The sequence below is a fragment of the Bradyrhizobium sp. CB1717 genome (assembly GCF_029714325.1).
Lineage (GTDB): Bacteria > Pseudomonadota > Alphaproteobacteria > Rhizobiales > Xanthobacteraceae > Bradyrhizobium.
The window spans coordinates 7,750,540-7,763,849 of sequence record NZ_CP121666.1; the positions used below are offsets into that span (position 1 = coordinate 7,750,540).

Sequence of the window (13,310 nt, forward strand, 5' to 3'; positions counted from 1 at the left end):
CTGTTATCGAGCTGGGAGACGAAGTCGCCCCAAAGGTTCGCCTCTCAGAGGCAAAACGGCGCCATGGCGCGCGCTCGTCAGGGGCGAGTAGCTCGCTGGCCTCAATCAAGATGCAGTTTACGCCGCAGGGCCCTATTGCGCTTGGGTTTCGCTTTGGTTCACATCTTTATCAAAAACGAAGGCCCGGATCTCTCTCCGAAAGGCCGGCTTTGCGGCTTCGCTGCTGCCGCGCCGCAGATGCCAAGGACAACGCCCCCTCATCCCTACTTTGATCAAGTAGGGCCTTTGTCACGGAAGATTTCGTCGTATTTTTACCCTCGGCGATTTCCTGCGCGGAGCCGTCGTCTCGCGGCGGAATTCGTCTCAGGCTGGAGTTGATTATGCAGTACGATCGGATAGATGCCCGGATCCTCGAGATCGTGCAAAAGAATAACCGTCTGACTTCCGACGTGATTGGCGAGATGGCCGGGCTTTCTGCTACCGCGTGCCAACGACGGTTGAAGAGGCTTCGCTCGGAGGGCATCATCCAGGCTGACGTGTCGGTCGTATCGCCAAGGGCGGTCGGACGACCTATTCAAGTGCTTGCACTGGTGACCTTGGAGCGGGAAAGCGCTGATATCATCGACAGATTCAAGAAGGCCATCAAATCATCCATTGACGTCGTCAACGGCTTTTACGTCACAGGCGATGCCGACTTCGTCCTGTACATTACCGCGCGGTCCATGGAGGAGTACGAGGAGTTCACGCGGCGCTTCTTCTACGAAAATCGCGACATCAAGGGCTTCAAGAGCATGGTCATATTGGATCGCGTAAAGGTTGGATTTGCTGTTCCGGTTGAGCTTCCCCCAGACGATTGATTGCACCGATCCGGGTGAGACTCTCGCGCCCGCTATCGAGCTTGTTGCCATTGTGGCCGACGGATCACGCTGCAATGTCGTGGGCGCAAGCATCGTACCGCTAAGACAAGGTGCAAAAGCAAGAACGCGGTACGTGGCGCGAACGCCTCTATTCGCTTGGTCGAAATTCATCGAAGACAGGCCTCTCAACGCTGGACTTGGGCACCGTTGAGTTACTCGTTGCATCAATCAAGATGAAGATGCTGTTATAACTCGTAATCACGTTCCCTTTACGGCGCAAAGGCCGCTGCCGGGCCATGACCGATCGCGTGCCCGCCGTCCTCGAAGTGCTTGACTGCTCTGTATAGTGCTATCAGGCAGCTGCCTGGCACACGACCGGAGCCTGTGCGTTCTCTTCCGGTGCGTCCTGCGAAACGGCACTTTGTGAAGAATGTAATCTTGGCGCGTTTTTCGCTCCAACAGCTTACGGCAATGGGGAGTGCCTCGAGCCGGTCGTCTTGAAAGAACGGATGGTTCTGCAAGAGCCAAAAAGGCCCGACGAGCACGTCTAAGCGGCCTCGTGTCGCTCAGAGTTGTTGCCGCGGGCAGTATTCTCGGTAGGCCATCGCGGGGGGCGGCACTTCTTTCTTGTGGAGAGGACATCTTTCAAGGATCAATCCGTCGTCGTCTTCCCCCGGGAGCGCGCACAGAATTCGCGCCGAGGATCTTCGTCGGATCATGAAAGCGCATCCCGAGATCAGAGACAATCTGTTCGAGTACGTGCAAGCGCTGACATTTCAGTGCGTCCAGACAGGATTATGCGGGTACGGCACCATCGTGAACAGCGCCTCGCGAGCTGGATTTGCGTTGCTGGTGACGCTATTGACTCCGCGTGCTGCCAGTAACCCACGATTACCTGTCCTTGGTACGCAGGGACTCCGCCGCGCCGAGGTGACCGAAACCCTGATCCGCTTCGAGGAGCAAAGTTTCAACTATGCGGCCGAAGGTGAACATCTTCCCTGCCGAAATCAATGAAGACCTGCAAACAGCCGGAGTGATGAGGGCGTGTAAAAGCTCTCATGCATCGACCGCATCGTCGGGCCCCACATCAAGAGCGACACCCGCGAGCACAAACACGGTACTTTTTCCCCGTTGGCACGCGCCGACAGCGCATCCTCGCGGAACCCTCTTCTCTTCTCAGAACTGATAGGAGAACTCCGTTTCCGTTTGCGCTATTCCTTCCAGGTCGAGCCGCCAGCCAAGGCCACAGCCGATTGGCGGCGAATAGCCGAACTTTTGAAGTCGCTGATGCTGATTTCGAATGCTGCGGTGTGAGTAGCACGATGAGTCGACAGTCGCATTATGATCGCGAGCCGGAGCACCTCCGCTATGCTTGTTCCACACGAATGTGAGCTGTCATCCCACCCAGCGGGCATGGTGATTGAGGTTCTCGATTCCGATTCAAGTGCATGCGCTCCGCCGATTGTTTTTGTCGGCAGAAATCGGGCTGGCAACTGGGTTGCCCGCGAAAAAGGGGGTGCGTTTGGCGGGCTTTTTATCAACCGCGCTGAAGCTCTGAAATACGCCCTCTTCAAGAACGGACGCCATCCAGAGAGCATCATCGAAGTGGCGCGTGAGATCGAGCTCGAGATTCCAAGCCCGTGAACTACAGAACACGAACGATTGACCATCCTTCTGCATCCGCCAACCCGTCGCAGCCGGGCACTCCCTAACCGATGTTCTTGAGCGTGCGCACTTCAACCTTCAATTTGGCAGCCTACAGCCTTTCCGCTGCAGCTTCTGTCGGTCGACAGTCACCTGCCAATCATTGCTTCGCTTCGCATTCCGCCGGAGCAACCCACAGTCGGCCCTTACATTTCGCTAGATCTGCATCAGCGGCAACGGAACGGCGGCAGTTACTCAATAAGACGCAGACGCCGCGCCTTGATGACGCATTGGATACGGGTGGTCGTTTCCAGCTTTCGCATTGCATTTTTCACATGAAAGTTGACGGTGTTCTCGCTCACTTTCAGGATGACTCCGATGGCCCAGGATGACTTCCCCTCCTCGACCCATCGTAAGCACTGTCTTTCCCGTGTCGACAAAACAACCTCCGCCATGAGTTTCTCCTGGAGCCGAGAGGACGTGGAATGAGATCAGCAAATGCCATACCAGTCAGTGGCACCGCAAAGTCTCGCGGCAGCGACAAGATTTTGGGAGATTGCAGGTTTACTTCTCCGGAGACTGCCACGCAACTGCAGCCCCATTGACGGGATGCGAACATATGTCGAAAATGCAACAGCAGTAACTACGACAACCGTCGATATTTGCTCCGCATTTGTGTGAGCTGGATATCACCGTTTGGCCAGGCGTCCTCCCGCAAGGGGTGAATGCTCTGTGAAGGGGCCGTAGCACCCGGCTTGCGAGCCGAGATCCTTCATTTGATCCAAAGCTTTCCTTTCCAGCGTGTCGGCTCGGATCCACCCATCACAACAGGCCCGCGTTCGGCACCGTCCATCATGCAAGGTTTTCCGTCCCAATCACCTACCAGCGCTGGTCATTGATCGGCATCACAACAAAACGGTATGAGCAGTGCTGTTTGCGCCAATCGACGGCCGGCCTCCAGGATTTCTGTATGAAGGATCAACCACAATTCGCTCGGCCCAACGCAGGTCATCAATGCACTCGGCCGTCGCCTGTCGAAATGCTTCGTGCCCAGGTCTGCTCGAATGGCGAGCTCTCGTTTCTGATGGAGGCGCATGACGGCCTATCCGCTACAATCGCCCAGCGCTCAGGATTCAAGGGGCTCTGGGCGTCCGGTCTGTCGATTGCCTGTTCTCTAGGTTACCGCGACGCGAACGAAGCAGCGTGGAGCCAGCTTGTCGACGCCGTTGAGCGGATCGTGGATTCGAGCCAACTTCCTGTCCTGGTTGACGGCGACGGCGGCTTCGGGAATTTCAACAATGCTCGCCTGCTGGCGCGCAAGCTCCTCCAGCGCGGCGCTGCCGGTGTTGCACTGGAGGACAGCTGTTTTCCGAAGATGAACTCCTTTGTTGGGGATCGGCACCCCCTCGCCGTTATCGACGAATTCTCGGGCCGCCTCCGGGCAGTGAAGGATACGGTCGCAGACGACTTGGTTCTGGTAGCAAGGATCGAGGCGTTGATCGCTGGATATGAGATCGACGAAGCACTTTTGCGCGCTCACGCCTACGCCGACGCGGGAGCCGATGCGATCCTCATTCATTCGCGAAGGAGCACCGCGGACGAAATCCTTTCGTTCGCGCGCGCTTGGCAGAACAGATTGCCCGTCGTGATCGTTCCGACGAAATACTACCGAACGCCGATCTCTGTATACCGTAAAGCCCGCATCTCCACCGTGATCTGGGCCAACCACTCTATGCGAGCGGCAGTAGCGGCAATGCGGCAAGCCTGCAGTCGCATCATCGCTGAGGAAAACACCGCGAGCGTTGAGCCGAATATCGCTACTCTCGACGAAGTCTTCGAACTTTTGAAGTACGACGAACTCGCCCGTGCGGAAGCCTTGTATCTGCGGCCCGACGCTGAATTGCGCAAATAGGGTTTCGTCGATACAGGAGCATATTTGTTGCCGAACACCTACCGTCCTGGACTTCCTGCTAGCTGGCCAGGTGCGACTTCAATCTCAAATGGCCTTCGTTGTACATGTCCTTAGATCGCGTAGCACGCCTCACTCGGCCGAAATACGCGTTTTGCTATCTCGGCAGCAGTTCGAGAGCTCCGGCAGACTTGATTTCGCTTCGGCAAGCATAAGTTGCGGGCGAAGACACTCGTCGGTGTTTCACCTTAGCGGGAGCCACGAAAAGGAACTAGATGATGACTGATGCTCCCAAGAACGCCGTTATTCTCGCCGCTGGCTGCGGCTCTCGCCTGCGTCCTCTGACAGATCTGAGGCCGAAGCCGCTCATCGAGGTCAATGGCACTTCGATTCTTCACAACGCGCTGCGCAATCTGGAAACTGTCGGCGTGGAAGAGGTGACGATCGTCGTGGGTTACCGCAAAGACGCCATTCAGTATGCCTGCGGCAGCCGCTTTGGCAAGCTCACACTCAAATATGTCGAGTCGACTGTTTTTGACCGCACCGGAAGCGCCTATTCTTTGTGGCTGGCGCGCGACGCTCTTCTCTCCGGCGACTGCTTTCTTCTCGAGGGCGACGTCTTTTTCGAAGAGGATGCGTTGCGATATTTGATTATCTGTCGGGGGACTGACGTGGCTGCAGTCGTTCCCTTCGATGGTTCCATGGAAGGATCAGCCGTCTTGTTGTCGCAGAACGGCTTCATCTCAGGTTTTCGAATGAAGCAAACGGCGTCAAATCTTGTTGCGGATGGCCCAAAGCTATTCAAGACGATGAACCTATTACGTCTCTCGGCGCCGACGCTCAAGGCAACGATCGTTCCGACGCTGGACGATATCGTCGCTGCCGGAGCTAGGCAGACCTACACCGAAGAACTTTTGGGTTATCTGATAGAAAGACGAGGTTTGCAGCTCGCAGCTGCGCGATGCGATGGCCTCAGCTGGTACGAAATTGATAATGCTGAGGATTTGCAAATTGCCAAGCGCATTTTCAGGAATCGAACGAACGCCTACACGCCGAGACGTGATTTGCAGACTAGGTGAGAGCCCAATGCTAAAATACCTTTGGGATCCAGCGAACGCCATAACAATCACGGGTCTCCTCTTTTCCTCCACCAGCCTATTTCTTGCTCTCTCTGAGCGCCTCGAGCTATCTGTGGCAGTAGCGCTTTGGGCTGTTCTGTCGGACCACCTGGATGGGTTTGTGGCAGGTCGTACGAAGGGTCGCGATCCAGATGTTGCAAAGATGGGAGCGAGCCTCGACGGGTTTGCCGATATTGTCTATGGAGCCGTTCTGCCTGCGGTAATTGTGGTACAAGTCAGCCAATCCTCGGCGCTCGCCGTTGCGACCGCAACCACGCTACTGGTCGCTGGTGCAATAAGGCTTAGCTACTTTGCGAACTTTGGCCGGTCGTGCGATGGATGCTTCTTAGGCGTTCCCTTGTCTTACGACGTGCCGCTCCTGGCGCTCTTATTCCTTCTCAAGCCTCTCATTCCTGCTGAAGCATTTGCTGACATCGTGAGCATTGGCTTCTTGGTGCTCGCCATGGCGCATGTCGCGCCTGTTCGTGTGCCACCACTCAGTGCAATAATGTATGCGGCAATAAGCATCTTCGCAGTCGCATCATCGGTGGCTTTGGTTAGTCGCTCCCTTTGATTGCGGATGGAAGTATGATCCAACGAAGTGGGCGGCTGCGTGTTGCAGGCTTTCCCTACCATGCAGGTCGCGTGATGACGTGTAGTCTCGCCAATCGCAATGTGCGCGCACCAGTCCTATTGCCGGGCCACTTTTCACGCCAATCGGCGCTGCCGATGGCTGTTCGCCGTGAGCTAGTCGAGAGAACGCGACCATTCCAGAATTTTCGTCGGCCCTGAAACGTTTCAGTAGTCTCCCTCATGAACAGCACTGCACAAACAAACCTACCGCTTAGGTCGGATGACGTCTCTGACCTCGTCAACCGATTCCCCGGCGGCTATTGGAAGTATGACATCAAGGACTTCGTCCTTCTGGTGAATCCATATTTTCCGCCGCAAGCGTTCCTTGACGAACTTAAGGACGCTCTACCGCGGCTTATCACCTGCTATCCCTCTCCTAATGTGCAGATGCTTCAGCTTCTTGCGGATGCGGTGAAGATTCCGGCGCATAATCTTGTCATTTGCAATGGCGTGGCTGAACTGATTCCCATCCTTCTTGGTCGACTGGGTATGAGGATTGCGGTCCCGGTCCCAACCTTCAATCCTTATGAAACCACCGCCTTGCCCGGGCGGTTGTCTCGTTTCGTCCTGCCACCGCCAGATTTTGAACTCGATGTGCAGGGCTATGCGGCGTTTGCGCGTGCAAATGGTGTCGACGGCGCGATCGTGATATCGCCGAATAATCCAACTTCGCGCGCCGTTCCCTATGCGGATTTGCTATATCTCGCTTCCGCGCTTCGAGATCAGCAGCAACTCCTATTGATCGATGAGTCATTCATCGAATTTAGTGAAGTCGGACGAAGTGCGAGCCTGGAAAATCACTTGCTCGAATTTCCCAATGTGATCGTTCTCAAAAGCCTGGGAAAGATTTACGGGACATGCGGTTTGCGGATGGGGTATGCGGCATCGGCAAATGCACAGACGATGAACGAAATTAGGGCTGCCCTGCCCGCGTGGAATGTCAACACGTTTGCGGAGTTTTTTCTAAGCAAGCTTCCTCACCTGGCGCACGCGGCGAACCTGAGTTGGATGCGGGTGGGCAGCGACAGGGACAAATTGTACGCAGACCTACGAAGCATCGCTGGAATGAGAGTTCTGAAGCCAGATGCAAATTTCGTGTTCTGCGAACTCCCGCCCCATTTTCCGGATGGGGACGTGATCGCCTCAAAACTTTTGAAAGATAGACGGATACTGATCAGGCACAATGGCGGCAAGACGCTTCAGAATGGCAAACGATTCTTGCGTATCGCAAGCCGCACTGAAGACGACAATAGGCTTTTGGTGGAAGCACTGAAAGTCATTTCTGATTAGCGTAACCTCCCCTCGGTACCGAGCCTTCGAATTCGCCGGGACAGCCAGACTTTCTTTGGCACCGCGCGAAAGGCACAGGCCGCGCGGAGCGGGCTAACCAAATTCCATTACGCTGATCTTCTATTTGGCCGGTGGGGCGAAATCAAAGAAGGTCAAGGCGCTGCGCAATCACATCGCGGCTCGACGCACGGTCGGCGACCCCAATCCTCGGGCGCGGATCGACTGTGTACCGTAAGACCGTATGTCCTTTCTGGATGGCGGCGGTGAGGTGGTTCGCCCTACACTGGCGGTGTTGAACGAGGGTTGCTCAAGGAGCCTATCCTCACGCCAGGAGGACGAACCGTGGAAGATAATAACGCCCTTTTCGTAGGTTTGGATGTTTCCAAAGATCGACATGCAGTTGCGGTTGCCGAGAGCGGGCGCAACGGTGAAGTTCGCTATCTGGGTGAAATACCCTCTGACAACGCGTCGGTAGGACGGCTCGTCCGCAAGCTCGCGCGGCCAGGTTTACGTTTGAGATTTTGCTATGAGGCTGGGCCGACGGGATATGGGCTGAAGCGAGAGATCGAAGCGCTTGGCCATGAATGTGCTGTTATTGCCCCGTCCCTTATTCCACGCAAGCCCGGCGATCGGATCAAAACAAACCGCCGGGATGCTGAGAAGCTTGCCCGGTTGTACCGCGCCGGCGAACTGACGGAGATCTGGACCCCGGATGCAGCGCATGAGGCTATGCGTGACTTGATCCGTGCGCGGGAGGCAGCGGTGAAGGATCGGACCCGCAAACGACAGGAGATCCGATCCTTCCTGTTGCGACATGGCAAGATTTTTCCCGGCTTGAAAGCCTGGGGAACGAAGTACTTTAAGTGGATGCACGGGCTCCGCTTTGCGTATTCGGGCCAGCAAACTGTCCTGCAGGAGTTGATCGTCGCGGAGGCGCAGTGCCGGGAAAGAGTATTGCGTTTGGAAAAGGCGATCGAAGACAGCATGCTCGACTGGCCGCTTGCACCGGTGGTCGAACGTTTACAGGCTTTGCGCGGGGTCCGACTCATTTGCGCAGCGACTTTCATGGTTGAGGTCGGTGATGTCCGCCGCTTTACGAACCCGCGGCAGTTAATGGCCTATCTCGGCCTTGTACCTTCGGAACGCTCGACCGGTGACGCCGTACGCCGTGGTGGCATCACCAAGACCGGAAATGCCCGAGTGCGCCGGGTTTTGGCTGAGACCGCCTGGACTTACCGCTATCCGGCTAAGTTGGGAAAACGAAAGCATTTCGCAAGTCGCCACATGCCTGAGGTCGTGCGAGAGATCGCATGGAAGGCTCAGGCGCGTTTGACCAAGCGTTACCGAGCCCTCGTTGCTCGCGGCAAGCGCAGCACGGTGGCGGTGACCGCGGTCGCTCGCGAGCTTGCTGCCTTCATGTGGGCCATCGCGAGAATAGACGATCAGCCGGCGACGACCTAACCTACGGCTCACCCGGTATCGTTATCGCGTCTATCGGTGGGGACGTGGCGTTGAATGGGGAATTCCCGGCAACACTTTGTGGCCGGCAATGCCGACGCCCGTTGTAAGAGAGGACCAGCCCCGGACGAATACATGGACATGCGGTAACCAACCCGCGCATCAGAGCTTGTTCACCTACGTCCCAGGCCACGTCTCCTCCGATAGGCACTTCAGTGATGAGAACCGACCGAGAAATCGGCGCGGGTAAATTGATGCGCGATTAGGTCTTGCAAAAGGACATCAGAGCGTTACCGAGCCCTCGTTGCTCGCGGCAAGCGCAGCACGGTGGCGGTGACCGCGGTCGCTCGCGAGCTTGCTGCCTTCATGTGGGCCATCGCGAGAATAGACGATCAGCCGGCGACGACCTAACCTACGGCTCACCCGGTATCGTTATCGCGTCTATCGGTGGGGACGTGGCGTTGAATGGGGAATTCCCGGCAACACTTTGTGGCCGGCAATGCCGACGCCCGTTGTAAGAGAGGACCAGCCCCGGACGAATACATGGACATGCGGTAACCAACCCGCGCATCAGAGCTTGTTCACCTACGTCCCAGGCCACGTCTCCTCCGATAGGCACTTCAGTGATGAGAACCGACCGAGAAATCGGCGCGGGTAAATTGATGCGCGATTAGGTCTTGCAAAAGGACATCAGAGCGGTACGACAGAGACCTCTTATCGTGTTTCGATAACGCTGCTGCATCGCTAAAGACGGCGGGCGCTTCTAGTGAGCCGAAACAGCGAATACCAAGAAAATCGTTACGAACTTCGGTCCGATCGATTTCAAGATAATCGATCCGCATGCACCGCAAACCGCTGCCAGCCCCTTCCGGAGATCATGCCGTTGAACACCGGCATAGCCACGCCCGGCATCCAGCACGAGTACCAACTTGGGAGCGAGCGATGAAATTGTGATTGACCGGACGGCAACCCAAGGCTGCGGCACGCTACAAGGAGGATGGCTAAGCATGAGACGAAGGTAACTTCCTATGGGAGCGTTGGATATCTAATGTTTAAAAGGCATATACGAAGGTTTGTAATGCCTTGTTTCGACTGTGCTTATTTCAGCGGCCGACGTAGAAAGCACTTAGGAACACCTGTCCGGGTCGGATAAATTACTGTATTTTTGTCTGATCATTAATCTATCCCGCCAGAAGGGCCGGACGGCTACAAACATGTTTAACCAGCTTACCACGTTGGAACGTTCAGGAACGCAGTTTATCTTGGGTAGCATTACTCTAGCGGCGGTGACGCTGGCTTCTTTGTATATTCACAGCCCTTTCGCGGCCACGGCATTCGCTTATCTGGTGGTGATCTTGCTGTTTGCGCTGATGGGCAGCTTCATCGCATCGCTGGTCCTTTCCATCGTCTCCGTCGCTACCTTAGCCTACGTGTTCACGCCCACGTTCAGTCCTCGGATCGACGATCCCCAGGACCTTTTGGTGGTTGTCGCTTTCCTTACTGCGTCAATCGTCGGAACGCACCTGATAGGAAAACTTCGTCACGAAGGGGAATTTGCGCGTGAGGCCGCAGCCAAGCTACGGCACAGTGCGGCCGATCTGCATACTCGCGAGAAACTGTGGCGGGCAATCTTTGAGCATAACCCGGCCATGTACTTCATGGTTGATGAAGCCGGGACGGTCCTGAACGTCAATACTTTCGGAGCGACCCAACTCGGTTATACGCCAGTCGAACTAATCGGCCTATCCGTACTGCAGGTCTTTCCGAAAAACGATCATGAGCTCGTTAGCAAATGCATCGGGAGTTGTCTTACAGATATCGGCCAGGCGCGCACCTGGGACATCCAAAAAATCAGAAAGGATGGCTCGGTGCTGTGGGTACGCGAAAACGCCAAAGCCATGCTGTGGGCCGAAGACAAGCCCATCGTCCTCATTGCCTGCGAAGATATCACTGAGCAAAAGCGGACAGAACTTGCGCTGCAGCGAAGCGAAGCCCATTTGGCACAGGCGCAGGAATTGAGTCACACCGGCAGCTTCGGCTGGAACGCCGCCGGCGAGGTCTTTTGGTCGAAGGAGAATTTCCGGCTTTTCGGATACGATCCAGACGTCAAACCGACACCGCAACACGTCCTTGACCGCACCCACCCAGAGGATAAGGCTTCCGTCCAGGAGACGTTGGATCGAGCATCGCGAGGCGAGGACTTCGAGCACGAATACCGACTGCTGATGCCCGACGGATCAATAAAGCACATTCATGCACTAGCACGGGCCACGAGAACAGCATCTGGCGATGTCGAGTTTGTCGGGGCGGCGATCGACATCACAGCAGCGAAGCAGACGGAACGGCGACTACTCCGTAGCGAGGCCTATCTCGCCGACGCGCAGCAGCTCAGTCGCACAGGCACTTGGGCCTGGGACTGCCACCGTCGCTGTTTTGCATATCGCTCCGTCGAAGTCAGTCGTTTGTTTGGCTTCGATCAGGAAGAGCCCGTGACGCTTGAGGCCATCCGTTCCCGTATTCATCCAGATGATTTGCCGCTGCAGCAGGAAGTGCAACGTCGGGCTATTGAACAGAAATCAGGGAACTTCGAATATGATTTTCGGATCTGTCTTCCCGATGGCGCGATACGGCACATACATGCCATTGCGCACGCCGTGTTGGGAAGCGATGGCTCGACCGTCGAGCTCATCGGAACGCATATGGATATCACTGAGCAACACGCATCCAGGGAAAGGTTAGAAAACACCCTTGCTGCGCTACGTGAGAGCGAGCAACGTTTCCGTGACTACGCGGAAACTGCTTCCGATTGGCTATGGGAGACCGGGCAAGACCACCGGCTCACCTTATCGGAGCACACGAGCGCTACGGGCCTCTTGGCCACAGGGGCCATTGGCCTGCCTCGCTGGGAAATTGCGTGCGACGTTGAAGAAGAACCGGAGAAGTGGCGGCAGCATCAGGCGACACTCAACGCACATCTCCCATTTCGCGATCTGATCTATCGCACCATCAGCGCGACTGGGACGGCAATTTACTTCCGGACCAGTGGCAAGCCTTTTTTTGATGAAAGTGGCAACTTTCGCGGCTACCGTGGCGTCGCCACCGACATCACGGCAAAAATTCGCGCAGATCAGGCAGAACAAGAGCTGCGGAAGGCACAGGCAGATCTTGCGCATGTTACGCGCGTGACCACGCTGGGGGAACTAACAGCCTCAATCGCCCACGAGGTAAACCAGCCGCTTGCGGCCATTATCAGCAACGCCGATGCGTGCCTCGGCTGGATAGGCCGCGAAACTCCGGATGTTGCCGGCGCGCGCCGATCAGTAGAGTGGATCATCGACGATGCGATGCGGGCCAGTGAGGTCATCCGCAGGGTCCGCACGCTTGCGAAGAAAGGTGATATCGAGAGGGTAGCGCTCGACATCAATGAGGTCGTGAACGAGGCCATCGCGCTGGTGACACGTGAGCTGGTTAATCACCAAGTGACCCTGCGAACTGAGCTGGCGCCAACACTTCCCACGATCCTCGGTGACCGGGTTCAGCTGCAACAGGTGATCATCAATCTGGTGATGAACGGAATCGAGGCGATGCAAGCAGTTGACGACCGTACGCGCGAACTGGTGGTTCAATCATCAAAGGACAATAACGGCCGCGTGCAGCTCTCTGTGAGTGATTGCGGGGGCGGAATCGCTGAGGATGATAGGGTCCGCATCTTAGATCCGTTTTTCACCACCAAATCAACTGGCCTTGGAATGGGTCTGTCGATCTGTCGTTCGATCATAGAAGCTCATGGAGGCCGCCTATCGATCGTCCGCAAGCAAGAGCCGGGCGCGACCTTTCGATTTGCCTTGCCGGTCGCGCCCTGATTGGGAGCTTTGAGTATCGGCGCGATCGCAAAAAGCTGATGGCCCGACAGGTTTATGTCTTTATGCTTCAAGCGAACGCATCGATGCATCGAAGCGAATCTTTTGCAGTGGGAGGTTCAGATGCCGTCCAATTCGGATCGGCCCATAATGCCGCTCAGCGACCGGATAGGCACGCACGCAGGCCGACGGATTGATCGTCTTCTGTGCAGGCATGTAGGAGCAGCGGCCGGCCGAATTGAAGACCAGCCCGTGATAGCCGCACATAACGTCATCGCCCTTGAGATGCCCCAGCGACAACGGCAGCAGCCGGTGCCAACACGCATCCTCAAGCGCCGCGATGGCGCCGTCCGTGCGGCGATAGAGCACGATGTTCTTGCCGCAGATGGTGCGAGCGGAAAGCTCGCGGGCGATCTCGTGGGACCATGCAGCCGCGTACCAGGCATTGAGCGGAAAGGGTTTTGGTGCGTTCACGGTGCAGCTATCTCCATGATTTAGTCGATGGTCGCGGGCTTGCCGTCTTAACTCCCATTTTCGAGCA

Annotated in this window: 10 protein-coding genes and 1 pseudogene; 9 read left to right on the forward strand and 2 right to left on the reverse strand. The window is 56.3% G+C overall.

All coding sequences use genetic code 11. The annotated features are described in order from the left end of the window. Nucleotides 1-380: 380 nt before the first annotated feature. The 3 genes from QA649_RS36040 to QA649_RS36050 all read left to right on the forward strand — a co-directional run bounded on the left by QA649_RS36040 (nucleotide 381) and on the right by QA649_RS36050 (nucleotide 2,501). Entirely contained in the window at nucleotides 381-857 is a 477-nt protein-coding gene (locus tag QA649_RS36040) for an Lrp/AsnC family transcriptional regulator (RefSeq protein WP_271614601.1), read from the forward strand. Between the two features lie 717 nt (nucleotides 858-1,574). Further along, nucleotides 1,575-1,871 (forward strand): hypothetical protein, encoded by a 297-nt coding sequence (locus tag QA649_RS36045; RefSeq protein WP_283021345.1) that lies wholly within the window; start codon nucleotides 1,575-1,577, stop codon nucleotides 1,869-1,871. Between the two features lie 399 nt (nucleotides 1,872-2,270). Beyond that, the gene (locus QA649_RS36050) at nucleotides 2,271-2,501 is read left to right on the forward strand and encodes a hypothetical protein (protein ID WP_283021346.1); all 231 of its coding nucleotides are present in this window, start codon (nucleotides 2,271-2,273) and stop codon (nucleotides 2,499-2,501) included. A 251-nt stretch (nucleotides 2,502-2,752) separates the two neighbouring features. On the opposite strand, the gene QA649_RS36055 is transcribed toward QA649_RS36050, so the two are convergent. Beyond that, complete coding sequence (locus QA649_RS36055; RefSeq protein WP_283021347.1) at nucleotides 2,753-2,956, reverse strand: helix-turn-helix transcriptional regulator; 204 nt, start codon at nucleotides 2,954-2,956, stop codon at nucleotides 2,753-2,755. A 584-nt stretch (nucleotides 2,957-3,540) separates the two neighbouring features. Between QA649_RS36055 and aepX the strand changes: the two genes are divergently transcribed. From aepX to QA649_RS36085, 6 genes are all read left to right on the forward strand, one after another. After that, the gene (aepX, locus tag QA649_RS36060) at nucleotides 3,541-4,413 is read left to right on the forward strand and encodes a phosphoenolpyruvate mutase (protein WP_283026173.1); all 873 of its coding nucleotides are present in this window, start codon (nucleotides 3,541-3,543) and stop codon (nucleotides 4,411-4,413) included. Nucleotides 4,414-4,685: 272 nt separating this feature from the next. Beyond that, on the forward strand, nucleotides 4,686-5,489 hold the full coding sequence (locus QA649_RS36065) for a phosphocholine cytidylyltransferase family protein (RefSeq protein WP_283021348.1): 804 nt from the start codon (nucleotides 4,686-4,688) through the stop codon (nucleotides 5,487-5,489). A 7-nt stretch (nucleotides 5,490-5,496) separates the two neighbouring features. After that, nucleotides 5,497-6,102 (forward strand): CDP-alcohol phosphatidyltransferase family protein, encoded by a 606-nt coding sequence (locus QA649_RS36070; RefSeq protein WP_283021349.1) that lies wholly within the window; start codon nucleotides 5,497-5,499, stop codon nucleotides 6,100-6,102. A gap of 239 nt (nucleotides 6,103-6,341) precedes the next feature. Beyond that, the gene (locus QA649_RS36075; RefSeq protein WP_283021350.1) at nucleotides 6,342-7,451 is read left to right on the forward strand and encodes a histidinol-phosphate transaminase; all 1,110 of its coding nucleotides are present in this window, start codon (nucleotides 6,342-6,344) and stop codon (nucleotides 7,449-7,451) included. Nucleotides 7,452-7,793: 342 nt separating this feature from the next. Then, nucleotides 7,794-8,912 carry an IS110 family transposase gene (locus QA649_RS36080; protein WP_283021351.1) on the forward strand — a complete coding sequence of 373 codons (1,119 nt, stop codon included), beginning with the start codon at nucleotides 7,794-7,796 and terminating at the stop codon, nucleotides 8,910-8,912. Between the two features lie 1,211 nt (nucleotides 8,913-10,123). Then, the gene (locus tag QA649_RS36085; protein ID WP_283021352.1) at nucleotides 10,124-12,772 is read left to right on the forward strand and encodes a PAS domain S-box protein; all 2,649 of its coding nucleotides are present in this window, start codon (nucleotides 10,124-10,126) and stop codon (nucleotides 12,770-12,772) included. Nucleotides 12,773-12,919: 147 nt separating this feature from the next. Here the strand turns inward: QA649_RS36085 and QA649_RS36090 are convergent. After that, a pseudogene (locus tag QA649_RS36090) lies at nucleotides 12,920-13,243 on the reverse strand (Rieske 2Fe-2S domain-containing protein); the annotation flags it as partial. Nucleotides 13,244-13,310 lie beyond the last annotated feature (67 nt).

Bases quoted from the DNA above. Each gene is read 5' to 3' on its own strand.
- aepX (WP_283026173.1), top strand. From the start codon at position 3,541: ATGCTTCGTGCCCAGGTCTGCTCGAATGGCGAGCTCTCGTTTCTGATG.
- QA649_RS36045 (WP_283021345.1), top strand. From the start codon at position 1,575: ATGAAAGCGCATCCCGAGATCAGAGACAATCTGTTCGAGTACGTGCAA.
- QA649_RS36040 (WP_271614601.1), top strand. From the start codon at position 381: ATGCAGTACGATCGGATAGATGCCCGGATCCTCGAGATCGTGCAAAAG.
- QA649_RS36055 (WP_283021347.1), bottom strand. From the start codon at position 2,956: ATGGCGGAGGTTGTTTTGTCGACACGGGAAAGACAGTGCTTACGATGG.
- QA649_RS36065 (WP_283021348.1), top strand. From the start codon at position 4,686: ATGATGACTGATGCTCCCAAGAACGCCGTTATTCTCGCCGCTGGCTGC.
- QA649_RS36075 (WP_283021350.1), top strand. From the start codon at position 6,342: ATGAACAGCACTGCACAAACAAACCTACCGCTTAGGTCGGATGACGTC.
- QA649_RS36050 (WP_283021346.1), top strand. From the start codon at position 2,271: ATGGTGATTGAGGTTCTCGATTCCGATTCAAGTGCATGCGCTCCGCCG.
- QA649_RS36070 (WP_283021349.1), top strand. From the start codon at position 5,497: ATGCTAAAATACCTTTGGGATCCAGCGAACGCCATAACAATCACGGGT.
- QA649_RS36085 (WP_283021352.1), top strand. From the start codon at position 10,124: ATGTTTAACCAGCTTACCACGTTGGAACGTTCAGGAACGCAGTTTATC.